The organism is Gemmatimonadaceae bacterium, from assembly GCA_020851035.1.
Taxonomy (GTDB): Bacteria; Gemmatimonadota; Gemmatimonadetes; order Gemmatimonadales; family Gemmatimonadaceae; genus JACMLX01.
Genome location: JADZDM010000001.1, coordinates 1 through 24,294, shown reverse-complemented (window position 1 = coordinate 24,294; position 24,294 = coordinate 1). Strand labels below are relative to the sequence as shown.

General features: G+C 69.1%; 16 protein-coding genes and 1 CRISPR repeat array. Of the genes, 7 read left to right on the top strand and 9 right to left on the bottom strand.

Translation table 11 applies throughout. The features are described from left to right. Positions 1-16: 16 nt before the first annotated feature. Entirely contained in the window at positions 17-1,897 is a 1,881-nt protein-coding gene (locus IT355_00080; protein MCC7051627.1) for a long-chain fatty acid--CoA ligase, read from the top strand. A 189-nt stretch (positions 1,898-2,086) separates the two neighbouring features. On the opposite strand, the gene IT355_00075 is transcribed toward IT355_00080, so the two are convergent. The 9 genes from IT355_00075 to IT355_00035 all read right to left on the bottom strand — a co-directional run bounded on the left by IT355_00075 (position 2,087) and on the right by IT355_00035 (position 12,967). Beyond that, positions 2,087-2,746, bottom strand: a complete 660-nt coding sequence (locus tag IT355_00075) for a hypothetical protein (protein ID MCC7051626.1) — start codon at positions 2,744-2,746, stop codon at positions 2,087-2,089. Positions 2,747-2,753: 7 nt separating this feature from the next. Further along, positions 2,754-3,464, bottom strand: coding sequence for an SDR family NAD(P)-dependent oxidoreductase (locus IT355_00070; protein ID MCC7051625.1), 711 nt, complete (start codon positions 3,462-3,464; stop codon positions 2,754-2,756). A gap of 94 nt (positions 3,465-3,558) precedes the next feature. Next, complete coding sequence (folE, locus tag IT355_00065) at positions 3,559-4,197, bottom strand: GTP cyclohydrolase I FolE (protein ID MCC7051624.1); 639 nt, start codon at positions 4,195-4,197, stop codon at positions 3,559-3,561. Continuing rightward, complete coding sequence (locus IT355_00060; protein ID MCC7051623.1) at positions 4,175-4,588, bottom strand: 6-carboxytetrahydropterin synthase; 414 nt, start codon at positions 4,586-4,588, stop codon at positions 4,175-4,177. Before IT355_00060 ends, folE begins: the two co-directional genes overlap by 23 nt. A 420-nt stretch (positions 4,589-5,008) precedes the next feature. Next, the gene (locus IT355_00055; GenBank protein MCC7051622.1) at positions 5,009-5,986 is read right to left on the bottom strand and encodes a GNAT family N-acetyltransferase; all 978 of its coding nucleotides are present in this window, start codon (positions 5,984-5,986) and stop codon (positions 5,009-5,011) included. A 2-nt stretch (positions 5,987-5,988) separates the two neighbouring features. Then, complete coding sequence (locus tag IT355_00050) at positions 5,989-8,430, bottom strand: SMC family ATPase (GenBank protein MCC7051621.1); 2,442 nt, start codon at positions 8,428-8,430, stop codon at positions 5,989-5,991. Beyond that, on the bottom strand, positions 8,427-9,662 hold the full coding sequence (locus IT355_00045; GenBank protein ID MCC7051620.1) for a DNA repair exonuclease: 1,236 nt from the start codon (positions 9,660-9,662) through the stop codon (positions 8,427-8,429). The genes IT355_00050 and IT355_00045 overlap by 4 nt, the downstream gene beginning before the upstream one ends. 52 nt (positions 9,663-9,714) lie before the next feature. Further along, positions 9,715-11,409, bottom strand: a complete 1,695-nt coding sequence (locus tag IT355_00040; protein MCC7051619.1) for a hypothetical protein — start codon at positions 11,407-11,409, stop codon at positions 9,715-9,717. A 379-nt stretch (positions 11,410-11,788) separates the two neighbouring features. Further along, positions 11,789-12,967: a hypothetical protein gene (locus IT355_00035; protein ID MCC7051618.1), complete on the bottom strand. Its 1,179-nt coding sequence runs from the start codon at positions 12,965-12,967 to the stop codon at positions 11,789-11,791. Between the two features lie 316 nt (positions 12,968-13,283). Between IT355_00035 and IT355_00030 the strand changes: the two genes are divergently transcribed. The 6 genes from IT355_00030 (at position 13,284) to cas5u6u (ending at position 21,682) form a co-directional block, all read left to right on the top strand. Continuing rightward, positions 13,284-13,832: a DUF2384 domain-containing protein gene (locus tag IT355_00030; GenBank protein ID MCC7051617.1), complete on the top strand. Its 549-nt coding sequence runs from the start codon at positions 13,284-13,286 to the stop codon at positions 13,830-13,832. Next, a complete protein-coding gene (locus tag IT355_00025; protein MCC7051616.1) occupies positions 13,819-14,397 on the top strand; it encodes an RES family NAD+ phosphorylase in 579 nt (192 codons plus the stop codon). The genes IT355_00030 and IT355_00025 overlap by 14 nt, the downstream gene beginning before the upstream one ends. Before the next feature lie 368 nt (positions 14,398-14,765). After that, positions 14,766-17,180, top strand: a complete 2,415-nt coding sequence (gene cas3 / locus IT355_00020) for a CRISPR-associated helicase Cas3' (protein MCC7051615.1) — start codon at positions 14,766-14,768, stop codon at positions 17,178-17,180. Continuing rightward, the gene (gene csx17 / locus IT355_00015; protein MCC7051614.1) at positions 17,177-19,267 is read left to right on the top strand and encodes a type I-U CRISPR-associated protein Csx17; all 2,091 of its coding nucleotides are present in this window, start codon (positions 17,177-17,179) and stop codon (positions 19,265-19,267) included. Before cas3 ends, csx17 begins: the two co-directional genes overlap by 4 nt. Next, positions 19,221-20,237, top strand: a complete 1,017-nt coding sequence (gene cas7u / locus IT355_00010) for a type I-U CRISPR-associated protein Cas7 (protein ID MCC7051613.1) — start codon at positions 19,221-19,223, stop codon at positions 20,235-20,237. Before csx17 ends, cas7u begins: the two co-directional genes overlap by 47 nt. Then, on the top strand, positions 20,237-21,682 hold the full coding sequence (gene cas5u6u / locus IT355_00005) for a type I-U CRISPR-associated protein Cas5/Cas6 (protein MCC7051612.1): 1,446 nt from the start codon (positions 20,237-20,239) through the stop codon (positions 21,680-21,682). The genes cas7u and cas5u6u overlap by 1 nt, the downstream gene beginning before the upstream one ends. A gap of 424 nt (positions 21,683-22,106) precedes the next feature. Beyond that, positions 22,107-24,259: a CRISPR direct-repeat array (repeat unit 36 nt; unit sequence GCTTCAATGGAGCCGCTCGTTGACCTGAGCGGAAAC). Between the last annotated feature and the right edge of the window lie 35 nt (positions 24,260-24,294).

Here is a 24,294-nt window from a genome sequence, read left to right as displayed (position 1 = left end):
TGCCCGGAGGGTGGTCATGGCAGTTCCCAGCGCCGCAATCGACACCGCAGCGCGCCACGGCACGCTGGTGGTGCATCGGGGTCCCCCGCGCCCGGAGCCGGGCACGCTGACGCGTCTCTTCCTCGATGCCGTCGCCACCTTCTCGAAGCCGGCGGCACTGCGGTACAAGGCTGACGGCGCGTGGCGCGACATCTCGCATGCCGACCTGCTGGTGCGGGTGCGACGGGCCTCGCTGGCGCTGCAGGAACTCGGGCTCGCCCGCGGCGACCGCGTGGCGATCCTGAGCGAGAACCGCCCCGAATGGGCGATCGCCGACTACGCCTGCCTCATGGCCGGCCTCGCCGACGTGCCGATCTACCCCACGCTGCCGGCCGAGCAGATGGTGCACATCCTGAACGACAGCGGCGCGGTGGTGCTGTTCGTCTCGACGCCGGAGCAGGCGGCGAAGATCGCACGCATCCGCCCCGACCTGCCGGCGCTGAAGACCGTGATCAGCTTCTGCGCACCCACGCCGCAGGGCTGCGACCTGACGATGACGGACCTGATGGCGCGCGGCGAGCAGGTGGACACGCCGGACCGCGCGTCGCAGTGGCAGGCCGCGGCACTGGCCACGCAGCCCGACGACCTGGCGACGCTGATCTACACCTCCGGCACCACCGGGCTGCCGAAGGGCGTGATGCTCACGCACGACAACCTCTACTCGAACGTGTTCGCGTCGCTGCCCGTGTTGCAGCCGCAGGACGACGACGTGGCGCTGAGCTTCCTGCCGCTGTCGCACATCTTCGAGCGGATGGCCGGCCACTACATGATGTTCGCCGGCGGGTGCACCATCGCCTATGCCGAGTCGATCGACGCGGTGGCAGCCAACCTGGGTGAGGTGCGCCCCACGATCCTCAGCTCGGTGCCGCGCATCTACGAGAAGTTGTACGCGCGCATCATGGAGGGCGGGAACGCCGGCTCGGGGCTCAAGCGCGCGATCTTCCACTGGGCGCTGGGGGTGGCCGACCAGTGGGCCGACGCCTACCTCGCCAAGCGCGCCCCGGGGCCGGTGCTGGCCGGGCAGTACGCGCTGGCGCAGACGCTGGTGTTCAGCAAGATCAAGGCACGCATCGGCGGTCGCCTGCGGGTGGCCTGCAGCGGCGGCGCGCCACTGGCGGCGACGATCAACAAGTTCTTCGTCGCCACCGGCCTCACGCTGGTGGAAGGCTACGGCCTGACCGAGACGAGCCCGGTGATCTCGGTCAACCGGCTCGACAACATCCGGGTCGGCACGGTGGGCGAGCTCGTGGCGGGCGTCGAGGTGGCGATCGCCGCCGACGGCGAGATCCTCACCCGCGGCCCGAGCGTGATGAAGGGGTACTACCGCAACCCCGAGGCGACGGCCGAGGCGATCGATGGCGACGGCTGGTTCCACACCGGCGACATCGGCACCATGCAGGACGGCTTCCTCCGCATCACCGACCGCAAGAAGGACATCATCGTGACCGCCGGCGGCAAGAACATCGCGCCGCAGCCGATCGAGAACCGCGTGGTCACCAACGCGATGGTGAGCCAGGCGGTGATGCTCGGCGACCAGCGGAAGTTCCCGGTGATGCTGGTGGTGCCGGACTGGGATGCCCTGCTCCGCTGGGCGGCGCACAAGGGCATCACCTCCACCGACCGCCGCGCGCTGCTCACGGACCCGCGGGTCATCGAGAAGATGGACCGCGAGGTCCGTGGTGAGCTGCAGGGGCTGGCGAAGTTCGAGGCGCCGAAGAAGATCGCCCTGCTCGAGCGCGAGTTCACCATCGACGGCGGCGAGCTCACGCCGTCGCTCAAGATCAAGCGCCGCGTGATCAACGAGAAGTTCCGCGGGCTGATCGACGCGCTCTACGCCGATCCATCATCTGGCGATTAGCCGGACAAGAACAGCTTGACGCAAAGGCGCAAAAGGCGCAAAGAACGCGAAGAAAGAAGTCTTGGGAACTGCGTGTGCAAGCTCGGAGGCTGAAGCGCGTACGCAGTTCCCCCAAAAAAGCAGTTCTCTGCGTCCTTTGCGTCCCCTTTGCGTCTTTGCGTCAGAGCAGTTGCAGTCGATGATCCCGCGTCATGACGGCGTGAAGAGCGGATGGGCCGGCGCGCGGCGCAGCGTGACCGGGGCGGTCGCCACCGGGAGCCGCTCGGCGACGGTGACGTCGGTGTCGCTGGCGAGGGTCCGCCACGTCGTGGCGTCGAGGAGGGTGCCGAGGGGCACGACGAGACGCCCCCGGGCGCGGACGACGCGGGCGGCGTCGGGCAGGTAGGCCTCGCCGGCATGGGCCCGGTCGAGGGCAAGGCCGCGCAGTGCACCGGCGGCGAGCGGAATCCCGGACGCCGGCAGGCGCAGCGTGCTCACGCGATCGTCCTGCGCCACCACGCTGGTCGCGTCGCCGACGAACATCGTGACGGTGGGTGTGATGCGGCGCAGTGCGGCCACCGCGCGCGACCACTGACCCGTCAGCAGGATCGGCGGCGGCGCCTCTAGCAGGTGGAGCTGTGCGGCCAGCCGGAACGCCGCGTCCTCATCCAGCGTGATCGCGCTGCGCAGCACCGGCGCCGACGAGAACAGCACCTCGCCGTCGGTGATGTCGTACGAGGCCCGGCACACCGGGCAGCCGAGCCGGCCGTCGAGGATGTGCCGGTCGCCGGTGCGCGTGCTGCTGGCCACCAGCCAGCTGTCCTCGTGTGGCTGCGGGCAACGCAGCAGGTCGATCAGCTCCGTGAACACGGTGCCCTCAGCTCCGCGACAGCCGCAGCTCGTCGATGTTCACGTCCGCGGGCCGCGAGAGTGCATACCAGATCGCATCCGCCACCGCCGTCGCCGGCAGCATGGCCGCGCGTGGCGTGAAGCCGGCCTGGTTGTCGGGATCGATGGGGTCCCAGAGGGAGGTGTCCACCGGGCCGGGTGAGACGAGCGTGGCCCGCACGCCGCTGCCGCGCAGCTCCTGCCGCATCGCCTCGTGCAGCGCCCGCAGGCCGTACTTGCTGGCCGCGTACGCGCCGTTGCCGGCGAACACCGTCCGGTCCGCGATCGAGCCGAGCGTCACCACCGTGCCGCGGCCGCGTGCACGCATCGCGGGCAGCAGCGCCCGCGTGAGCAGGAACGGCGCGACGAGGTTCACCTGCACCACGGCGGCGAAGTCGGCCGGCGACATGGTGTCCACCGCCGCGATCTGGAACAGGCCGGCGTTGTTCACCAGGGCATCGGGGGCGACACCGAACGACGTCGTGATCGCCTCCGCCGCCGCGCGCACGGCGGAGGCATCCGTGAGGTCGCAGGGGAAGGCCTGCGCCGCGGCACCGAGGCTGCGCGCGTACTCGCGCAGCGGCACCGCCGTGCGCGCGATGAGGGCCACCTGCATCCCTTCGTCGATGCAGCGGCGGGCGAGGGCGGCACCGATGCCGCGCGAGGCCCCGGTGATGACGGCGAGTGGACGGGAGGTCATGCCGGAACTGTACCGCCGCCGGCACGATCGGATCGGCCGGCGGCGGGAGGTGCGTTCACGGGCGGGCGGGCTTCCCGGGGGGTGCCGTCCGTCGTCAGCGTGGCGCGTGGGCCAGGCGCAGGAACTCCTCGCGCGTCTTGGCGTCACTGCGGAAGTTGCCGATCAGCGCCGAGGTGATGGTCTTGGAGTTCTGCTTCTCCACGCCGCGCATCGCCATGCACATGTGCGCGCACTCGATCACCACCCCCACTCCCTTCGGCCGCAGCACCTCCGCCAGCGCCTGGGCGATCTGCTCGGTCATCCGCTCCTGCACCTGCAGGCGCCGCGCGAACACCTCCACCACGCGCGCCAGCTTGGACAGCCCCACCACGCGCCCGTCGGGGATGTAGGCGATGTGCGCCTTGCCGAAGAAGGGCAGCATGTGGTGCTCGCACATCGAGTACAGGTCGATGTCGCGGACCATCACCATGCCGTCGGCGTTCTCCTCGAAGATCGCGTCGCCGATGACCTCGGAGGCGTTCATCTCGTAGCCGCGGGTGAGCCACGCCATCGCCTTGGCGACGCGCAGCGGCGTCTTCACCAGCCCCTCGCGCTCCGCGTCCTCGCCGAGCAGCTCGAGCTGGCGGCGCACCAGCGCCTCGTACTCGGCCAGCGCCGAGCCCGAGAGCGCGGGGCGGACATCCTCGAACGCCTCGTCGGCGTCGCGCGGCCTAACGACCTGAATACTCGACATAGTTGTTTTCCGTCTCCCAGAGTCGCAGCCGGCTCAGCCGCGCCGGCGCCACGTGCGGCGCGATCGCGTGCCAGCAGGCCACCACGATGTTTTCCGCCGTGGGATTGATCCCGCGGAGGATCTCGACTTCGAGGTTCAGGTTGCGGTGGTCCATCCGGTCGATCACCTCACGCTCCACCACCGCACGCAGCAGGCCAAGGTCCATCACATACCCCGTGACGCCGTCCACCTCCCCTTCCACAGACACGTCGAGCGTGTAGTTGTGCCCGTGCCAGTTGGGGTTGTTGCACTTGCCGAACAGCCGGGTGTTCTCGGCATCGGAGAGCGCGGGATTGTGGATGCGGTGCGCCGCATTGAAGCGGAGCCGCCGCGTGGCGGTCACGATCGGCATCTGGGCACGCTGGCACCCGCCGACGGCGCGGGTGAAGTCGAGAGGGGGCGGAACCGTGCGCGGCCCGTCCTGCCCGCCGCGCGCTGGGAGACAAAGACACCGGCCCCGGCCGGGGTTCCCGCCCGGGGCGGCGAAACGAACGTGGGCGCTTCCTCCATGAGGAAACGCCCACGTTCACAGGGTGGAACGAGAAGGGGTTTCTGAAGCCCGTCGATACGCTACAGCCCTCACCCGCAGCCTTCCGCCTTCCCCGCACTGGGGCATGACGTCAGCACGATTTATCGGACTTCACCGGCAGACTTATCGGCTCAAAAATTATGCCTTCCCGTTCCTGGTCTTTCGCTGCGCAGAAGGTAGGACTGCGTGCGGACATTCGTCAACTGGACGCCTGGACAGGTGCGCCGGTCACACCGCCGACCGTCAGATCTCCCAGTTCGACAGCATCACGCCATCAGCCGGCTGTGACGGCTCGGCGTAGTCCGCCAGCGTCATCCGCAGGTCCGTCCAGCGCACGCGGGCACCGCGCGCGATCAGCGCCGCGTACAGGCGCGAGGCGTCACCCTGCACGCGGATCGCCACCCGCCGCGTGCCGCAGCGGCGGGCGTACTCGGTCAGGTGCGTCAACAGCAGCATCGCGTCGGCCGCGGTCTGCGCCACGAACTTCAGCACCCGCACCTCGTCGCGCGATCGCCCCTCCACCAGCGGCGCCGAGTGGCAGATCGCGTACGCCGTCACGCGACCGGCGCGCCGCAGCAGCACCGTCTCGCCGATCGACAGCGCATCGGTGATGCGGATCTCGCGCGTGAAGTCGTAGCCCTCACGGATGGCACCCGTCAGCGCGGCACACTCGAGCACCAGGTCATCACGCTCGAGCGCCGACACCCGACCCAGCAGCAGCAACGAGCCGTCGCTGGCCGCGGCATCCAGCGTCACCGTGATGGTCAGCGGCCCGGGCACGAACCCGAGCTGCGAGTAGAAGCCGATGTTGTCCATCGTGCGCGGCATCGTCTCGAGGCCGATCACGCGACACCCGAGGGTACGCAGGTGGTCCACCCCGAACTCCACCACCGTCCGGCCCACGCCGCGGGACTGCAGCTCCGGCGAGACCGCGAGCGGTCCCATCCACCCCTCCACGCCGCTCCGGTGCGCGATGTTGAACGCCGCGATCGAGCCACGGTGGGTGCGCCACAGCACCGCCCCGGCGCCCGCCCCCTCGATGGCATAGCGCCAGATGATGGGATTCAGGAACGGCACGCGCACGCCCACCAGGCCGTCCTTGCGGTAGCGCTCCGAGAACGCATCGCTGAAGACGGTGTTGAGCGCCGGGACATCGCCCGGCTGGATCAGTTCCGGCCCGGTGATCACCGGCTCGGATCGCCACGTACGCAGACTTGCCACGGTCAGGCCTCCAGCCCGGCCAGGGTTTCGGCCGGCAGGCGGCCACCATCCCGACTCTCCACCACCGCCCGCCCGGTCGCCTCGTCCACGCTGACCTCGAGCACGCGGTCCAGCCCGTCCCGCACACCGTCGATGTGCGTGATCACGATCACCTGCTCGAAACGATCCTGCAACCGTCGCAGCAGCTCCACCACGTTCTGCCGGCGCTGGTCGTCCAGCGACCCGAACACCTCGTCCAGCACCAGCAGCGAGAACGGCTGCCCGCTGCGCTCGGCGATCAACTGCGAGATCGCGAGGCGGAGCACGAGGTTGGCGAGATCCTCCTCGCCGCCCGAGATGACCTGCCGCGGCACGCCACCGCCGATCAGGATCACCTCATAGTTCTCATCCAGCTCGAACTCATTGTAACGGTCGTCCGTGAGATCGGTGAGGAACGATCCGGCAATCTCCCCGAGTTCCGGCCGCAGCCGGGCGTTCAGCTCGGTGCGCAGCTCACCGTAGGCGGTGTCGAGCTCGTCATGCACGCGCCGCTCCCCCTCCAGCTGGCGCTGCTGCTCACGCACCCGCGCCGCCTGCGCGGCGGCCGCCACGGCCCGGGCCAGCGCCGCGGCCGCGTTCGTGGCGTCACTTTCGGACCCGCGCCGCTGCACCGCCGCCTTCTCGCGCTGCGCCTGCGCCGACTCCCACGCCAGCCGCGCCGCGGCATGCACCGCGTCGCTGAAGCCGTGCGCGGCGTGCGCCGTGCGCGCCGCCGCGGCCGCCGCCTGCGCGGCCGCGAGCGACCGGGTCACCGTCTCCAGCGACACGCGACGCGCCGGCAGGTCGTCGGCGATCCCCTTCGCGACCGCATGCTCCACTTCCAGTGCACCGAGCGTCGCCACCGTGGCGCGCACCGCCGCATGGTGCGCCGCATCATAGGCCGCGTCCAGCCCCTGCACCGCCTGCGCCCGTTCATCGCGAGCCGACGTGAGCTGCGCCAGCTCGCGTTCCTTCTCCGCCTGTTCCTTCAGCGCCTGCTCGATCTTCGCCTCGCGCCGCTCCAGCGTGCGCACGGCCTGCTCGGCCTCGGTGCGCGCCGCATCCAGCGCCACCAGGTCGGCGGGTTCGGGCTTCAGCTCCTCCACCCGCTTGCTGAAGTACGACCCCTCGCCGCGCACGAGTTCCAGCTTGTCGCCGAGCTCCTCGAGCAGCGCCTCGTGGCTGGCGCCGAGCGGGCGCAGGCAGGTGGGGCACGGGGCATCCACGCCCAGGGCGCGCAGCCGGTCCAGCTGCGTCCGGATGTCGGCGTACTCGTCGCGCTTCTGGTTCCGGCGCGTCTCGGCTTCCTGCAGGTCACGCGCCCACTCGGTGCGCCTTGCGGTGGCCGCCTCGATCGCCGCCGTCGCCGTGGCGCGCGCCGTGACGAGCGAAGCCAGCGCCTCCGCACGCAGCGCGGGGGCCGGCGCGAGCTGCGACAGCCGCGCCGACGCCGCATCCACGCTCGCCGAGAGCCGCGCGATCTCCTCCACCAGCGCCTGGCGCCGCGCCGCCGCCCGCGAGCGGTCCTCCAGCTGCTGCAACTCCGCACGCAGCGCCGCCAGCGGCGCGAGCTGCGCCAGCACCGACGCCAGCCCCGAAGTCACGCCCTCGGCCTCGCGCACCGCGGCCGCTGCACGTTCCAGCTCCCGCTGCTCCGAGGTGACGGCGGCGGCGGCGCGGATGATGGCCTCGCGCAGCTCCAGGTCACGCAGCTGCGCACCTTCCGACTCCCGCCAGCGCGGCTCGGCGCCGGCCAGTGCGGCCTCCGCGCGCGCCAGTTCGGCGGTGGCCGCCGTCAGCGCGCCATCGGTCATCCGCACCGTGAGCTGCGCGGCCTCCACCTCGGCCGCCAGCAACTCGGCATCGGCGGCCGACTGCGCCAGCGCCTTCAGCGCGGCGATCACCTGGCCGCGCGTCTCGCGCGCCAGCTCCTGCGCCTTCTGCAGCCGGTCATAGCCCAGCACGCGGGACAGGAAGCGCCCGCGGTCGGCGGGCCCCATCGCCGCCATCGCCGCCAGGTCCTTCTGGCCGGTGAAGTAGGTGGTGAAGAACTCGCGGCTCGTCATGCCGAGCCGCTGCTCGATGAGCTGGCTCACGGCGCCGATGCTGTTGGCCACCGGCGCCGTGCCGCCGTCCACGAACAGTTCCGCCGAGGTCAGGCCGCGCACCACGCGGTAGCGATGCGGGCCCAGCTCGAAGTCCAGCTCCACACGCACCGAGGCGCGTGGCGGCGCGGCGTGGAAGCGGATCGACTCGCGCGTGCCGCGCGCCACCGGGTTGCCGTACAGCGCCCACGCGATCCCCTCGAGGATCGTGGACTTGCCGGCGCCATTGGGGCCGATGATGCCGGTGAGCCCGTTCTCGAACTCGATCAGCGTGTCGGCGTGCTGCCGGAAGTTCTGCAGGCGCAGCGCGCGAAGCCTCATGCCGGCTCCGGCGCGTCCGGCACCACCAGCATGAAGCCCGCCTCGGACCCCGGCTCCGGCGTGAGCGCAGCCGGTTCGCTCACGCGCTGCAGGTAGTCGAGCCCGAGCGCCACGAACGCCGCGCGATCGATGTCGTGCGACAACACGCGCGAGGTGAGCTTGTCGCGCAACAGCATCGGCAGCGAGGGCCGCGCGCCGCCGGCGCCTGAGCCGGTGCGGGTGCGCACGAGCTCCGGCTTGCGCGTGTCGAGCTGGAAGTGCAGCGCGCGCCGCTTGTACTCGCGAATGGCCTTGTGGTCCAGGTCGCGCGCCACGTGCCGCGGAATCTCGCGGACCACCAGTCGCACCACCGCGTCGTCCATGCCGCCGGGGATGCGTGTCATCCGCGCGGCGATCTCCGCATCCACGTCGGCCGGTGCCAGCAGGCGTGCATCCACCGGCTCGAGATCCAGGAAGCGGCGGGGCGGCGGCACGGGCACGAACCGGTGCTCACCGGTGACGAGGTCGTGCAGCACGAACCCCTTGCCATCCACGCCGTGCTGGCGCTGCTCGGCCAGCTCGCCCCACGCATTCGTGCTCACGTAGTCCAGCGACCCCGCGTACCAAGCCCGCTCGGCCACCTGCCGGTGCACGTGGTAGTGGCCCAGCGCCACGTAGTCCCATGGCGCGGCCTGCAGCTCCTCCACGGTCACCTCACTGGGGCTCCGGTCCACCATCACCGCGCGATCGGGGAGCACGCCCTTCACCTCGCCGTGCAGCAGCAGGACGTTGTGGCGGGCGGAGGCGAGGGTGGTGAGGGCGGGCAGCGGCTGGCCGAGCCGGTCGGGGACGGCGAGGATGGCGAGGTCGAGATCCGGAAAGGTGAGGCGTTCCGGCGCATGTTCCACGACCGTGATGCCCACCGTCCGGAAGAGTGCCAGGATGCACCCCGTCTCGGCCGCACGCGGCAGGTCGTGGTTGCCGGCGATCATCACCACCGGCACGGTGGGGAGCGCGGCACGCAGTCGGGTGAACTCGCGCAGCGCGAACAGGATCATCGGGTTCGACGGCCGCACCTGGTGGAACACGTCGCCGGCGACGAGCACGATGTCCGGCTGCGCGTCGATCAGCGCGTCGATGGCGGCGTGGGTGACCCACGCCACGTCGGCTTCACGCTGGTTGTTGCCGGCCGCGCTGAGGCGCTGGTACTGACGGAACCCCAGGTGCAGGTCGGCGAGGTGGGCGATGCGCATGGCCAAAGATACGATGCCACCGCAGGCGACCGCGCCGGACGTGCCGGCCGGCCTACTTCTTCGGCGGCGAGAGCAGGGAGCCGTTGAGCCAGACCCCTTCGACCCGCCCCGGCACCTTCTCCTCGATCACGAACGGCAGCCGCTCGACCGTGCCGTTGTCGTACGTCAGGATCAGCGCGTACCCCTCGGTGCGCCAGGTCCCGCGGCGAGCGCCCGTGTCCGGTGTGCGCCGCACGCTGCCCCCGGCGACAGTGGCGCCAGCGACACCGCCAACCGCACCGTCGTCGTCGTACACCGTCGCCGTCGTCACCCGCGTGTCGCCGTAGCCGCCGCTCATCCCCGCACCACCGCTGCGGAATCGCTCGAAGCGCTGCCCCGCGCTGAACGTCACCCCGAAGTTCGACCAGGCGCCTGCCCCACCGGGGATCTCATAGTGCGAGTTGCCCTCGTACCGGCCCTGCAGGGAGAGCCCCGCTCGCGCCGGGTGCACCACGTAGCCCTGCTTGCGCGCGAACGCGCGGTCAGCGCCGAACGCGAACTCGTAGGTCGTGCCGGCGCGACGCCACCGGCCCCACGCCCCGGGCTCGCCGCGACGCGAGGCGGCCACGTCGAGATCCTGCGGTGGCACAGGCATGCCGCTCCGCACCGTTCCGTCCGTGAGGAGCACGTAGAGGGCCTCCTTGAACTGCAGGCCTCCGATTTCGAGCTCCTGCCGCCACTCGTAGAACACGGCCTCGATCTGCGACGGCTGCAGCCCCGCCCCGGGTGCCGTCACGAACCGGTATCGCGCCGCCTCGGCGGCGGCCGCCTTGCGCGCGGCCTGCACCACCGATGGCATGTCGCGGGTGGGGTCGCTGACGCGACGCAGCAGGGCGCGAAAGGTGCCGATGCCGTAGTAGTCCTCGACGTAGATGGCGGCGCCCCCGCCGGCATCACGCCCGTACAGGCAGAAATCCTGGTCGGGATCGTAGCGGCTGTTGACGAGCTTCCCGTCGATGTCGAGCCGCCCCGTGGTGGCGACGTACCGGTAGGTGCCGGTGGAGTCGAGCAGGTTGTCACCGGACGGCGCCGCGTACTCGCCGTTGGCGAAGAGCGTGACGTCGTAGCGGACGATCACGCGCCCTTCGTCGTTGACCATGTCGCCGACGTATCGGCCGGGCACGATCGCACCACCCGCGCGGAATCCGTTGCGCGATGGCGCGACGGCCCGCCGTGCCTCGCCTGCGATGGGCGATCCGGCGCCGTCAGTCGACGACGCACGCGATGCGCGCCGGCCCGCGAGCGACGCCTGCGCCAACGTGCTCATGAGCTCCTTCGCGGCTGCGCCTTGCGACGCGCGCAGCACGGCCGCGGAGCTGAACGTGAGGCGCACCACCCGCGCCTGTGACTCGCCACCCGCGACGCCCAGGTAGATGCGCCCGCCGCGCACACCCATCGGGGACTGATACTCCCGCGTGATGGTGGCCATCATCGACTCCACCACGTTGCCGGGGCGGGACGGCGGGAACCAGGCGCCGGCTGGCGCGGCATCGTCCACGATGGCCGCGGAAAGCCACGCGTCGATCGTCGCCCCGGCCAGTGGCCGCAGCACCGTCTGTTCGACGCGCAGAAACTGTCCGGGCGGCAGACCAGTGGCCTCGTAGGTGCGCTCCACGTCGGCCGCCGTGCCCGGCGCCGTTCGCCACCCGGCGGGTAGCACCTGCGCCGGCAGCGGCACCGCGGCACACAGCAGACCGACGCTCCACATGAGCGCGGCCGTTCGCCTCAGTTTCGGCAGCGCGCACGACCACGCGGCCGGGGGCAATGCACCGCGCATGGCGGGGTGATCCAGGCGTCGCGTGCAGTCGGCAGGCACGCCAGAGGCGGAGAGAGGTGGTGTCATCGCTCAGTCGAGACCCGGAAAGCGGTGCAACGGTTCCAGCGCCACCCCGGGCGCCTGCGCGAACGCGCGGACTCGCGGTGTGCCGCGGGCATCATAGCCGAGGTCCGGCATCGTACGCTGCATTCGCGTACCGTCCACGCTGCCACCGGGTCCCACGCCATGGGCGCGTGGCCCACACCAACACCCGCCGTCGCACCGGACGCCGCGACATCCCAACGGTGATCGACGGCGCCGGCCTGGGCCGTCAGGGTCCCGGCTTCACCCGGGACAGCCGTCCGCTGCCGAGGATGATCCCGTCGCCATCCACCAGGAACGGCCGCCGCTCGACGCGTCCATCCGCCTGCCGCAGTTCGATCGCGTATCCGTCGATGCGATAGGTCCCCCGTCGCTCGTCGTTGGCCGTGAACCGGCCGTCGGCAGTGAAGGTCATGTCCGTCCAGAGCGTCATCCCCACGCTGCCGCCAGGGAGTTGATACGTGGACACGGACCGGAACCGCCCTGACAGGCTCCGGCCCGGCGCACTCGGTGGCACCGCGTTACCGCGCTCCCGTCGCCAGCCGGTGCCGCCGATCAACCAGCTGAACTCATAGGCGCCACGCTCCTGTCGCCACCGCCCCCATTGCCGCGGCGCGGCCGCTCGCGAGGCGATGACGTCGAACGTCTCGAGTGATTCCGGCAGCCGGCTGAACACCGTGCCGTCCTTCAGCAGCAGGTACACCGCCTCGTCCATCACCAGTCCCTGGAATGCGTCGTAGCGCTGGTCCCAGTGATAGAACACCGCCTCGATGTCGGCGTCGCGCACGCCGGTGCCGGCGGCGGCGCGCACGGGCGTGGCGGCCGGCGGCGCGGCAACCGGTGGCGACGCACCCACGGTCCGCACAGCATCGGACGCGGGTTCGGACGCGGGCGAGTCCGCCGTCGGTGCGTGCACCACATCGGGTGACTCGCGCGCCAGTTGCAGCATCAGCTCCTTCGCCGCGCGCCCCTCCGGACCGGTGACGACGGCCGAGGAACTGAACGCGGTGCGCAGCAGGCGGGCGCGTTCCCCCTTCACCACCACGGCGGAATAGAGCACGGCGCCGGTCACGCCGGACACGCGCCGGAACTCGCGTGTGGCGGTGACGAGTGCACCGGCCGGCGGCATCACCCGCAGGTCGCCGGACCAGTCGCCGTCCGGCGCCGCGTCGGTGGCGACGGCGGCGCGCAGCCACGTGTCGATGCGCAGCCCGGCGAGCGGTGCGACGGGCGACTGGCGCACGCGCACGAACTCGGTGGGCGGGAGCGCGCCGGACTCGAACTCGCGCGTGACGGGCGCGGGTGGGAGGACCGGCAGGGCGCGCCAGCCGGCGGGGAGCTGCTGGGCGCGCAGCGGTACCGCGGCAACGGGCAGCAGGAACAGGAAAACGAACGGGAACAGGAACACGTTCGGGCGCGCGGCTCGCGACGACCGTCGGGATCGGCAATGCGACATCATGGCAGGCAGGGAAAGGTGTGCCACCGCGTTGGTCGGATGGATCGTTCGCGCGCCCGGAGATGAACCCCGGTCCGGCGCACGGGTGCCGCCACGTCCCGCTGCACGAGCCGTTCCGGGGCGCACTGGCGAACATGGCCATTCGAATTTGGCGACGATCACCCCGGTCCTCGCCGCATCGCCCCCGACACGGCGACCGCGCCGGGAGGATTTGCGTGTGCGGTCTCACTCGAGTACATTCACGGTCTCATTCGATACAGGAACAGTCATGTCCAGCCGCAGTGCCGCAGCGGACGAGCCGGGGTGCAACCCGGCGGAGATCACCCCTGTGGTTCCCCGCGCCGCGATGCGGTATCTCGACCCCGCGTACTTCACCACACCGGCGGACTCGAGCTGGATCGCCAGTCTCGCCGGCAGCGGCACGATGGTGCGCATGACGGTAGTGCGCGAAGGCCTGCCGGCGCAGATCGTGCCGGCGCTGGCGGAGGCGCTCGACCTGTCGCGCGACGAGTTGATGCGACAGTTGGGGCTGCCCCGCGCCACCGTCGAGCGGAAGCTGCGTACCGCCGGCGCCCTTGGACAAGCCGAGAGCGAGCGGCTGCTCGGCGTCGCGACGCTGGTGGCGCTGGCGGGGCGGATGGTGCAGGAGTCCGGCGATCCGGCGGGCTTCGATGCGGGCCGGTGGACGTCGCACTGGCTGCGCACTCCCGCGCCGGCGCTGGGCGGCGTGCCGCCGATGGCGCTCATGGACACGGCCGATGGGCGCGCGGTGGTGCATCAGCTGCTCACGCAGATGCAGTCCGGTGCGTACGCCTGAGCAGGGTGCCGCGGCGGCGCATGGCCCGTCGCGCCGGCCTGGCCGGCCGCCGCTGACGCGCACACTCTGGCGGATCGCGACTGACACGCCGGGATACGGCGCCGACGATCTCACCGGCGCCGGCGCGCGCGCCACGGGCGGGCGCTGGAATCGGAGCGGGACCGCGATGGTGTACGCATCCACGTCGCGTGCGCTGGCCTGCCTGGAAACGGTGGTGCATCTCCATGGCGCCGGAATGCCATTGAACCGCTACCTGGTGGCGATCACGGTCACGGAGGCGGACTGGCGCGCACGTGCGGTGTTCCGCGTGGACGAGGCGGTGGGGTGGGATGCACAGCCCGCCGGTCTCGTCTCGCTCGACTGGGGAACGATGTGGGCCGCGCGCAGTGCCACACTGCTGGCCGAGGTGCCGTCGGCGATCGTGCCGGAGGAGACGAACGTGCTGATCAATCCCGCACATGCACGGGTGGCACACGTCACCGCCAGCAAGGTCCGGCGTTGGTTGTACGATCCGAGGATGTTCGTCGCGGGCGGCGAGCCGCCGCGGCGGCGGCGGAGCACGTGAATTGCCGACGCGGCAGCTCAGGCGGCAAGGCCCGATTCGTCACGCCGAACAGTCGTCCGCCTGCAGCACAGCTCGCCGATGCCTCCGAGCCTCACGGCAGAGCCTGCCAAAGCGCGATCGCGCTGCGTGGGAGCTAGGTCCTACCCCGGGAACGAGACGGCTCTCGTGCGCGAACGCAGGATGCCCGTGCCACCCACCCTTCGTGCTTTCCGAACAGATGGTTCGTGGCCACCTGGTTCTTTGCTGTCTCCGCGACCCACGGAGCGATGCGCAATACGAGAGGAGGAGGCCAACGCCGCGGCACTTCCCCCATCGCATTTCAAGGTGCCCATTTCAAGCATTCGGTTCCACTCGCTGCATATTCCGCCATGAATTCTCCGACGAGCTTCGACGCGTTCTTCTTGCGTGCCACAGGCATGGAGCCGTATCGATACCAGGTGCGCCTCGCAGAAGCCGCTGCCCTTCCCGGCGCTGTCGAAGTGCCGACCGGCGCCGGCAAGACCGCCGCTGTCGTGCTGGCGTGGCTCTGGAAGCGCTACGGCGCCGCGGCGGAAAGCCGCACTGCCACGCCTCGACGCCTCGCGATCTGCCTGCCGATGCGAACGCTCACCACGCAGACGGCACTCGCCGTCGAGCGGTGGATCGCCGCGCTCGACCTCGTGCGTCGGCCGAGCGTGCACGTCGTGATGGGAGGCGACGTCGACGATGCGTGGCTGGGGATCCCTGACGCCGAGTGCATCCTCGTGGGCACCCAGGACATGCTGCTCTCCCGGGCGCTGAATCGTGGATTCGATCAGACGCGCTACAGCTGGCCGATGGCGTTCGGGCTTCTGAACAACGACACGCAATGGGTGTTCGACGAAGTGCAGCTGATGGGCGTCGGCGCAACGACCAGCGCGCAACTCGACGGGTTGCGTACCACGCTCGGCACGATGGGTGCGTGCCGATCGCTGTGGATGAGCGCAACGTTCGAGCCAGGCCGGATCACCACGGTCGACCATCCGCACGAACTCGACGTGTTCCGACTGACTCCGTCGGAACGCGCCGAACTGACGCACCTGCTCGACGCATCCAAGTCGATATCCCCACTGCCGATCCCGGACGGAGACGACCTCCGCGCCGTCGCCGCGGCCGTGGTCGCAGCCCACCGGACGGATTCGCGCACCGTCGTCGTCGTGAACACCGTGCGCCGCGCGCAAGACCTGTACTTGGCGGTCCGACGGCTCGCCGGCACGACGACGACCGCACTGCTCCACTCACGGTTCAGACCGGCCGACCGTGCTGGCGTGGAAACGCAGGTCCTGTCCCGTGCATGGCACGGAATCCTCGTTGCGACCCAGGTCGTCGAGGCGGGCGTCGATATCTCCGCGGCAACACTCGTCACCGACCTCGCGCCGTGGCCGTCGCTCGTGCAACGCTTCGGCCGATGCAATCGATACGGCGAGTTCTCATCCGGTCAGGTGCTTTGGATCGATCGGATCGGCAGCGGTGCCGTACCGTACACCGAATCTGAACTCGACATCGCGAGAACGAATCTCGCAGCTGCCGCTGGCGCCGCGCCGAACCAGCTCGCCATCGTACCGCAGGCTGACACCGAGCTGGTGTTGCCGGTCCTCCGCCGACGAGACCTGATCGATCTGTTCGACACCACATCCGACCTCTCTGGCGCGGATGTCGACGTATCTCGCTTCATCCGCAATGACGAGGAGACCGACGTCTTCGTCGCCTGGCGCGATTGGAGCACCGCCGAGCCCTCGGCAGTACGCACGGCCCGTGATGAAGCAGATACCCCTGGCGAGGAGGAGACAGCCGGGCACGAGGCGGCGGGCCAGCGTCGTGGTGCGCCAGACGCAAAGACCGCGCAACCGCAGCGCCACGAGAAGTGCCGCGTGTCGATCAGCGATGCGCGAGCGTTCCTCAAGATCCTCGCGACACGCCGCGAATCTGCGTGGCGTTGGGATACGCGTGTCAGCGAGTGGACACGGGTCACGCAGGCCGTTCCCGGTCACGCCTGGCTCGTCTCCCCGGGAGCAGGGGGCTACACCGCGGACATCGGATTCTCGCTCCGAAGCACGGATGCGGTACCGCCACTTCCGCCGGGCCCTGCCGGACAACCCAACGAGGGAGACCGAGACGACCCCCACACCCGCTTGTCCCGCGAAGAGACCATTGCCGAACATACGGATGCCGTGTTTCGCGAACTCGTCACCATCGCAGATCGGTCGCCAGCCATAGGCGCCGAGGAGCGCGCGTCCCTCCTGCGGGCAGCGCGATGGCACGACGCGGGCAAGGCTCATCCTGTTTTCCAGGCCGCCCTGCACGGCGGTACTCCGGACCCGTCACGCCTGCTTGCCAAGTCTCCACGGAACACCCGCTACTCACGACCAAGTTTCCGACACGAGGTGGCCAGCGCACTGCTGGCGATGCGCGAGTTTCCTCAGGAGTTTCTGGTGCCCTACCTGATCGCGGCTCACCATGGCAAGGCACGACTGGTCGTGCGCGCGCGGCCTGGCGAAACTGTCCATCCATCCGGAGATCGCGTGATTCTTGGCGTCCGGGACCACGATGCGCTTCCCGCAACCGATCTCGGTGGAGGTGTCGTTGCAGCGCCGCTGGTGGTGGACCTCGGCCCGTTCGGCCTCGGCGGAACGAATGGCGCTCGCGGGTGGAGCGCGCGAGCGTCTGAGCTGCGCGACCTCTACGGCCCATTTCGACTTGCCCTTCTCGAAACGCTGCTCCGGGCCGCTGACTGGCGAGCGAGCGCGGAAGTCACGACGGCATGACATCCACGATCGTTCTCACCGGCGTACACCCGACGCCACTCGCCGGGTACCTGAAGGCCATCGCGTTGTTGCGCATCGTCGCCGAGCAGCTCGACGCTGATGTCACGGGATGGTGGACTGCAGATGGGTTCGCCATCTGCGCTGCGGCGGACGAAGCGGAGCTCGCGGATTTCCTGCTGACTCGCTGGTCACCGACACCCGTCGTGGCGCCATGGAATGGCGGCAGCGGTTTCCGGGAGAAGGACCAGCAGGCTGGTATCGCCACGATCGAGCATTCCTCCGACCCTCGGTTCACACGCTACCGATCCGCCATCGCGACCAGTCGGCGTGTGCTCGCGTCACACGGTCTCGCCGACAAGCCTGAGCTTCTCGCACGCCTGCGGGCCGAACTCGCCGACGATGCCATCCGCTGGCTGGACGCCGCCGTCGTGCTGGGCGCGGCGGACACGCCGAAGTATCCGCCGCTGCTGGGGACGGGTGGCAATGACGGCCGGCTCGAATTCAGCAACAACCAGATGCAGCGACTCGTCACGCTGCTGCTCACGCCGAAGGAAGCACGGGTGTCACGCAGCCAGCTTGCGCACGCGCTGTATGGGAGCTCGGCCGTGGGCTCGCAGGATCCGATCGGACAGTTCGCCCCCGGTCGCGCGGGCGGGGTGAACACCGGGTTCGGGTTCAGCCGCGAGGCGATTGTCAATCCGTGGGACTATGTACTGGCGCTCGAGGGCGCCTTGTTGTTCGCCGCGAGCGCTTCGCGCTCACATGAGAGCGCATCGGATGTGGCGTTCCCGTTCTACGTTCGGGGAACGATGGCTGGATTCGGGAGCGCATCGAGCGCCGAGGAAGATCGTGGCGAGCTCTGGATGCCGCTCTGGCAGCATCCTGCCACAAGCAACGAGATTGCGCTCCTCATCGGCGAGGGACGCGCGTGGCTGAGCACACGACCCGCACGCACTGGCGAGGAGTTCAGTCGTGCGATCCGGCGACTGGGCGTGAGTCGCGGGATTGCCGCGTTCCAGCGCTTCGTGATCGCGCAACGGAACGGGTTGTCCTTCTTCGCGACGCCGGCCGGCCAGTATCGCGTCGCAGACACCCCGGAAACCGACCCCCTTGCTGGAATCGATGCGCAGCTGGAACGAGTTCGCTCAGCGACGCTGAAGCCGGGTTGTCCGGCGAGCGTGGTTCATGCGTACCGGACGCTGTCCGATGCCATTCTGGACCGTCGCGCTGGTGGAGGCGAGGCGCATCTGCTGCTCGCGCTTGGCGACCTCTCGGCAGCTGTTGCCCGTTCGCGCAGGGCGCAGGCGCTGGAGCATGTCCTCCCGATCCCACCCACGCCGGAGGGAAGCTGGCCGTCGCTCGCAGCGAGTGACGATCCGGTCTGGGAGATCGCGCGCGCTCTCGCCAGCGGACGCGCACGAGCGGAGGTCGATCCGGTGGACCCTGGCGCGCGGTACATCTGGCGTGACCTGGTCCGCGAAAGCGAAATGGGGCCGGCCGTTGGCTTCGTCGATCGGCTGTTGCGCGTCGGGCAGCGCCGGCTGCACCGGGATCCCCCGCTCTACGCCTTCACCACGACCTCGGCAAGCGTTCGACTTTCGACGATCGTCGCCTTCGTCGACGGTCAGCTCAAGGGTGGCGAACGCTGGCTTGGAAGGGCATTCCAATCCGCCTTGCTCACTAGCGAACCCGCGCCTCGGATTCCGGAACCGAACGTCGTGCTGCCGGTGCCCATCGCGACATGCATCGCCGCGCTGTTCGTCGCGACCGGTGAGTCGGATGCGGGACAGACGCGGCGCCTACCCACGAGGATGCTCGAACTTCTGGCCAGCGGCGACGGCGACCGTGCATTGCAGGCGGCCCGGCAGTATCTGATCTCGGCCAACTTCAGACCGCGCTTTCCACATGTCTCCATCGAGTCGGACGGCGCGCGCCGACTCGCCGTCGCGCTGCTGTTCCCGCTCTCGCGTTCACTGCGGGCGCTGGCGCTTCGCTCCGTGTGCCATCCCTCCTCAGACACTCCCCAAGAGAACCCGACCAATGACGATCTCGTTTCCGACCAGCTCGCGACTGCTGATCTCCGCTGATCTCGCACCCGTTCAGGGCAACCGGTTCCAGCCGACCGGCTTCCCCGCGCTGGGGGCAGCGACCTATCGCCTGGCCGACGACACGACGATGCTCCTGGTCGAGTCACCACAGTCGATGGCGAACCGTCTCGAAACGGTCATGCTGGAGCCCGGTTCCGTCGCCCCGCGGGCACTCTTCACCGGGCTGCCGTACGTGCGCGTGCTCCGCGAAGGAGCTGCCATCACATCGTCGCTCGTGGAGGCACATCGCCTGAACTCGCCCTACATCCTGGAGGGCGACGACAAGTCCTTCCGGAATGCCCTGATCGAGGCGCTTGGCGTGGCGGACGAGACGGCGGTCGACGAGCGGCTGCTGGCGAACGTGGTGATGAAGTATGACCCCAGCAGTCTCATCCACGGACTCTTCCTGGCGAAGAAGGACATTTCGGGTGGCAGATTCCGGCTTCGGCGCGCCCTCTCGTCGTTCATCGAAGCACGGAACGTCAGCCCGGTCGCGTCCGGCGGCGTGAAGAACGACCGGGTGAATCCAAGTGGCGACACGGGCGCGGGTTTCGGTAACGTGCCGTTCTCGCGGGAAGAGTTCACGGCCGAACGCGTGACGGCGTACTTCAATCTCGACCTCGGACAGCTTCGGGCATACCGGTTGCCGGAGGCCGCCACTGCGCTCCTCGCCGCACTCGCCGTCTGGAAGGTCCGCACCTTGCTCGACGACGGTCTGCGCCTGCGGACTGCATGCGATTTCGAGGTCACTGACATCCGGGCGACGCGCCCGACGAGCTACGAGCTGCCGACGATCGCGGCGCTCGAACAGGAGATCCGGGACGGCATCGCGAAGTGCACGGCCGATGGGTTGTTTGCCACGCCGGCCGTGACGGACGTGCAATGGAGTGCCGGAGGAAGCGCCAAGGCGGCCAAGCCCGCGAAGGCAGCGAAGGGCAAGTCATCACCGGACCGCGCGGAGAAGGACTGATGCCTCTCACGATCTCCATGCGTTTCCTTGCCGGTCGCTATCACGCCACGCCGTGGGACAAGCATCCCAACGAGGGAGGCACCGAGTGGCCTCCCTCGCCGTGGCGTCTGCTTCGTGCGGTCGTGTCCGCGGCATATGCTGTCGACGGTTCGCCGGATCGGGCCCTGCTCGCCGAGACGGTCGGGGCGTTGAGCATGGCGCCGGACTACCACCTCCCCGCGTCGACGTCGGCACATACGCGAAGCTATCAGCCGCTTTTCGCTGCGGGCGATACATCGCTCGTGCTGGATGCGTTCGTCGCCGTCGGCGGTGGCGCGTGCGACGACACGGCAGTCGTGCATGCCGTCTGGCCGAACGCACACCTCGGTGCGCAGGCCTCGACGGCGCTCGCCCGCTGGCTCGGTGGCTTGGCCTATCTGGGACGCGCTGAAAGCTGGGTGGAGGCGTGGCTCGGCGACGTGCCTGCGGGTGGGCCGAGCGCGTCCATCGATGCGGGCTTCTCCGGAGAGGAGACCGCTCGTCTTCTGGCGGCAGGGGAAGTGCAGGGTGACGCATTGCTCGCGGCACTGATGCGCACGACCGCGAGTCTTCAGAAGTCCCGGCTGCTCGAGCCGCCGGACTCACGGTGGGTGACGTATCGTATCCGGGGCGTCGAGGCGAATCGTCGATCGGTTCGGGACGCGGTGTCGCCGAGCGAGCGAACCACGATTGTGCGCCTGGCTGTCGGCGGCACAGTGACCCCGCGCTTGACACGCGCAGTGCATGTCGGCGATGTGGTTCGATGCGCCCTCATGAGCAAGTCGGAGAAGCTGACTGGACAGGTCGATTCCATCTTCTCGGGGAAGGAGATCGATGGAACTCCACTGCGCGGGAACGGGCACCTCCACGTGCTTCCGCAGGACGACGACAGGGACGGGCACCTCGATCACATCCTCCTGTGGGCGCCTGACGGCTTCAGTCCGGGCGCGCTTGGCGCGATCGCCGAACTGCGTCGGCTTTGGGGCGTGGACGACTACCCGTTGGAGACCGCCATTGCCGGAAGTGGCACGACCACGAGTGATCCCGCTTCGCTCGGTGTCCCTCGTGCGTCGCAGTCCAGGTTCCCGCTGACGCCAGCGCGACGCTGGAAGTCCAGAACGCCGTTCGTGCTCACGCGCCACGCGAAGGTGCGCGGCGGGCGCCTGGTCGACGGACCGATCGATCAACTCAAGCGCGAGCTGGCGCGCCTTGGCCTTCCGGAGCCGCTGATCTCGCCGTTGGGGCACACGATGGCGGACAAGGAGATCCCTTGGCGTCACTTCAGCATGAACAGGCTGTCCGGCGGCGGCAGTCGCGGCGGCGGCGCTGGATACGGATTCGTCCTCGAGTTTCCCGAGCCCGTCCGGGGACCGATCGCGGTTGGGTACGGCGCCCGCCAGGGGTTGGGGCAATTCGAACCGGCGTGACGGCGCTGCAGGCCTTGTTCCACAGACGGGATACTGCCGGAGTGATTCGTGCTCACGCCACGGATCGGATCGGGCCGGCCTGAAGTCGTGCTGGTCGGGACTGACGGCAAGTCCGCCTGCAGTCCCAGCAGCACCCTGACGTACCGCTGCACAGTCTCGATCTGCGGGCAGGCCACGGCTCCAATTCGCCGCACCAGTCGATCATTGGAGATGGAACGCAGGTCTTCGCCCCTGATGAAGCTGTCGAAGCCCAGTCCGGCGTCGCCTGCAGGCACCAGCACATGCGTCGGGAGCGATCGCGTGGTGGTCGTCGTGATCGGCACCACGATCACCGCGTCGGCGGGGCCGACGTTGACCTTGTCGACCAACAGGACGAGCGCCGGCCGCGGCCGATGGCCTGCTTCGTGGGCGAGGTGATGTCGCCGCTTCAATGGAGCCGCTCGTTGACCTGAGCGGAAACCGTCAGCACCTTCCACCGCTGGCACTTCTCCATGTTGAGCTTCAATGGAGCCGCTCGTTGACCTGAGCGGAAACGCGTGCTGCGGCGTCGGGGTCGCCACATGGCGGCGGCGCTTCAATGGAGCCGCTCGTTGACCTGAGCGGAAACAAAGGTAGGTGATCGGCATCGTACGTCAGCGTCGCCGCTTCAATGGAGCCGCTCGTTGACCTGAGCGGAAACAACGTTCGCCGTGTGTGAGTGAAATACAGAAGTCCACGCTTCAATGGAGCCGCTCGTTGACCTGAGCGGAAACCCTTCGTGTGCACCGGCATCGACATCGACACGATGCTTCAATGGAGCCGCTCGTTGACCTGAGCGGAAACCGCCGCTCCTGCTGGCCGGCGCGCAGCGCAGCAAAGGCTTCAATGGAGCCGCTCGTTGACCTGAGCGGAAACACGAGCCGGTGGTTGTGTGCTTCCAGACCACGCAGCCGCTTCAATGGAGCCGCTCGTTGACCTGAGCGGAAACGGGTCGGGCACTCCCGGTCCGGACAGCCCGACCAGCAGCTTCAATGGAGCCGCTCGTTGACCTGAGCGGAAACCCTTCGAGACCAGCAGGTCGCGCCGCACGCCGAAGGTGCTTCAATGGAGCCGCTCGTTGACCTGAGCGGAAACGTCTACTCCCGGTACGCCCCGACGTCGGCCGAGCTCGAGCTTCAATGGAGCCGCTCGTTGACCTGAGCGGAAACGTGGCGTGGACTGGCGCGCTCGCCAACGCGGCGACGTGGCTTCAATGGAGCCGCTCGTTGACCTGAGCGGAAACCCTGGCGCACTCCCTCACACCGAGCCTGACCCATGGCAGCTTCAATGGAGCCGCTCGTTGACCTGAGCGGAAACACGGTCGAGGCGGAGGGATGCTGATGACGCCGCAGCAGCTTCAATGGAGCCGCTCGTTGACCTGAGCGGAAACAGTTGTGCCAGTAGTCCGCTTCCTGCGCCGTCATGGGCTTCAATGGAGCCGCTCGTTGACCTGAGCGGAAACTCTGCACGGCTGCCCCGGCCTCCAGCATGCGGGTGGCGCTTCAATGGAGCCGCTCGTTGACCTGAGCGGAAACGCCAACTTCGCGACGTGGGGTCTCCGCGTCGTCATGATGCTTCAATGGAGCCGCTCGTTGACCTGAGCGGAAACCTTCTACGTGCCGGCGCGTCTGGTGTGGGACAACTGGGTGCTTCAATGGAGCCGCTCGTTGACCTGAGCGGAAACACAACATCGATCCGTCGGTGGCGGGGCGCGAGCGCTGGCTTCAATGGAGCCGCTCGTTGACCTGAGCGGAAACGACCGCGACGCGTACGAGACGTCGTTCAAGATCTACTAGCTTCAATGGAGCCGCTCGTTGACCTGAGCGGAAACATCGTGAAGCGCTACCGGCGCACGATCGCGGTGTTGCTTCAATGGAGCCGCTCGTTGACCTGAGCGGAAACGGGCGAGGTGACGCCGGAAGCGGCGCAGCTCTATCAGGCTTCAATGGAGCCGCTCGTTGACCTGAGCGGAAACCGAACGCCCCGGTGGTAGCCGGGGCGTCGGAGGACGGCTTCAATGGAGCCGCTCGTTGACCTGAGCGGAAACCCGGGCGATCTCGCGCCGCTGTACGTCCACAAAGAGCTGCTTCAATGGAGCCGCTCGTTGACCTGAGCGGAAACGAGGAGGACGATGGCGACCCCGAATAAGGCGGTGCGGCTTCAATGGAGCCGCTCGTTGACCTGAGCGGAAACAGCGTCGTCGCGCCCGAGGCACGGGAGAGAGCACGCTCGCTTCAATGGAGCCGCTCGTTGACCTGAGCGGAAACCACCCAGACGCACGGGCCCGCCTGCTGTTCCACGTCCCGCTTCAATGGAGCCGCTCGTTGACCTGAGCGGAAACCCGCCGAGCTGAACCCGGTCTACATCCACAAAGAGTTGCTTCAATGGAGCCGCTCGTTGACCTGAGCGGAAACCGACACGCCCCCCAGTCCGGCGAGCGCCGCGGACCCGCTTCAATGGAGCCGCTCGTTGACCTGAGCGGAAACAACGCCGCGACGTAGTTCTTCAGGGTGCGGTAGTTGAGCTTCAATGGAGCCGCTCGTTGACCTGAGCGGAAACGAGCCTGACCCCGGCGCTGACAGTCGCGCAACTGC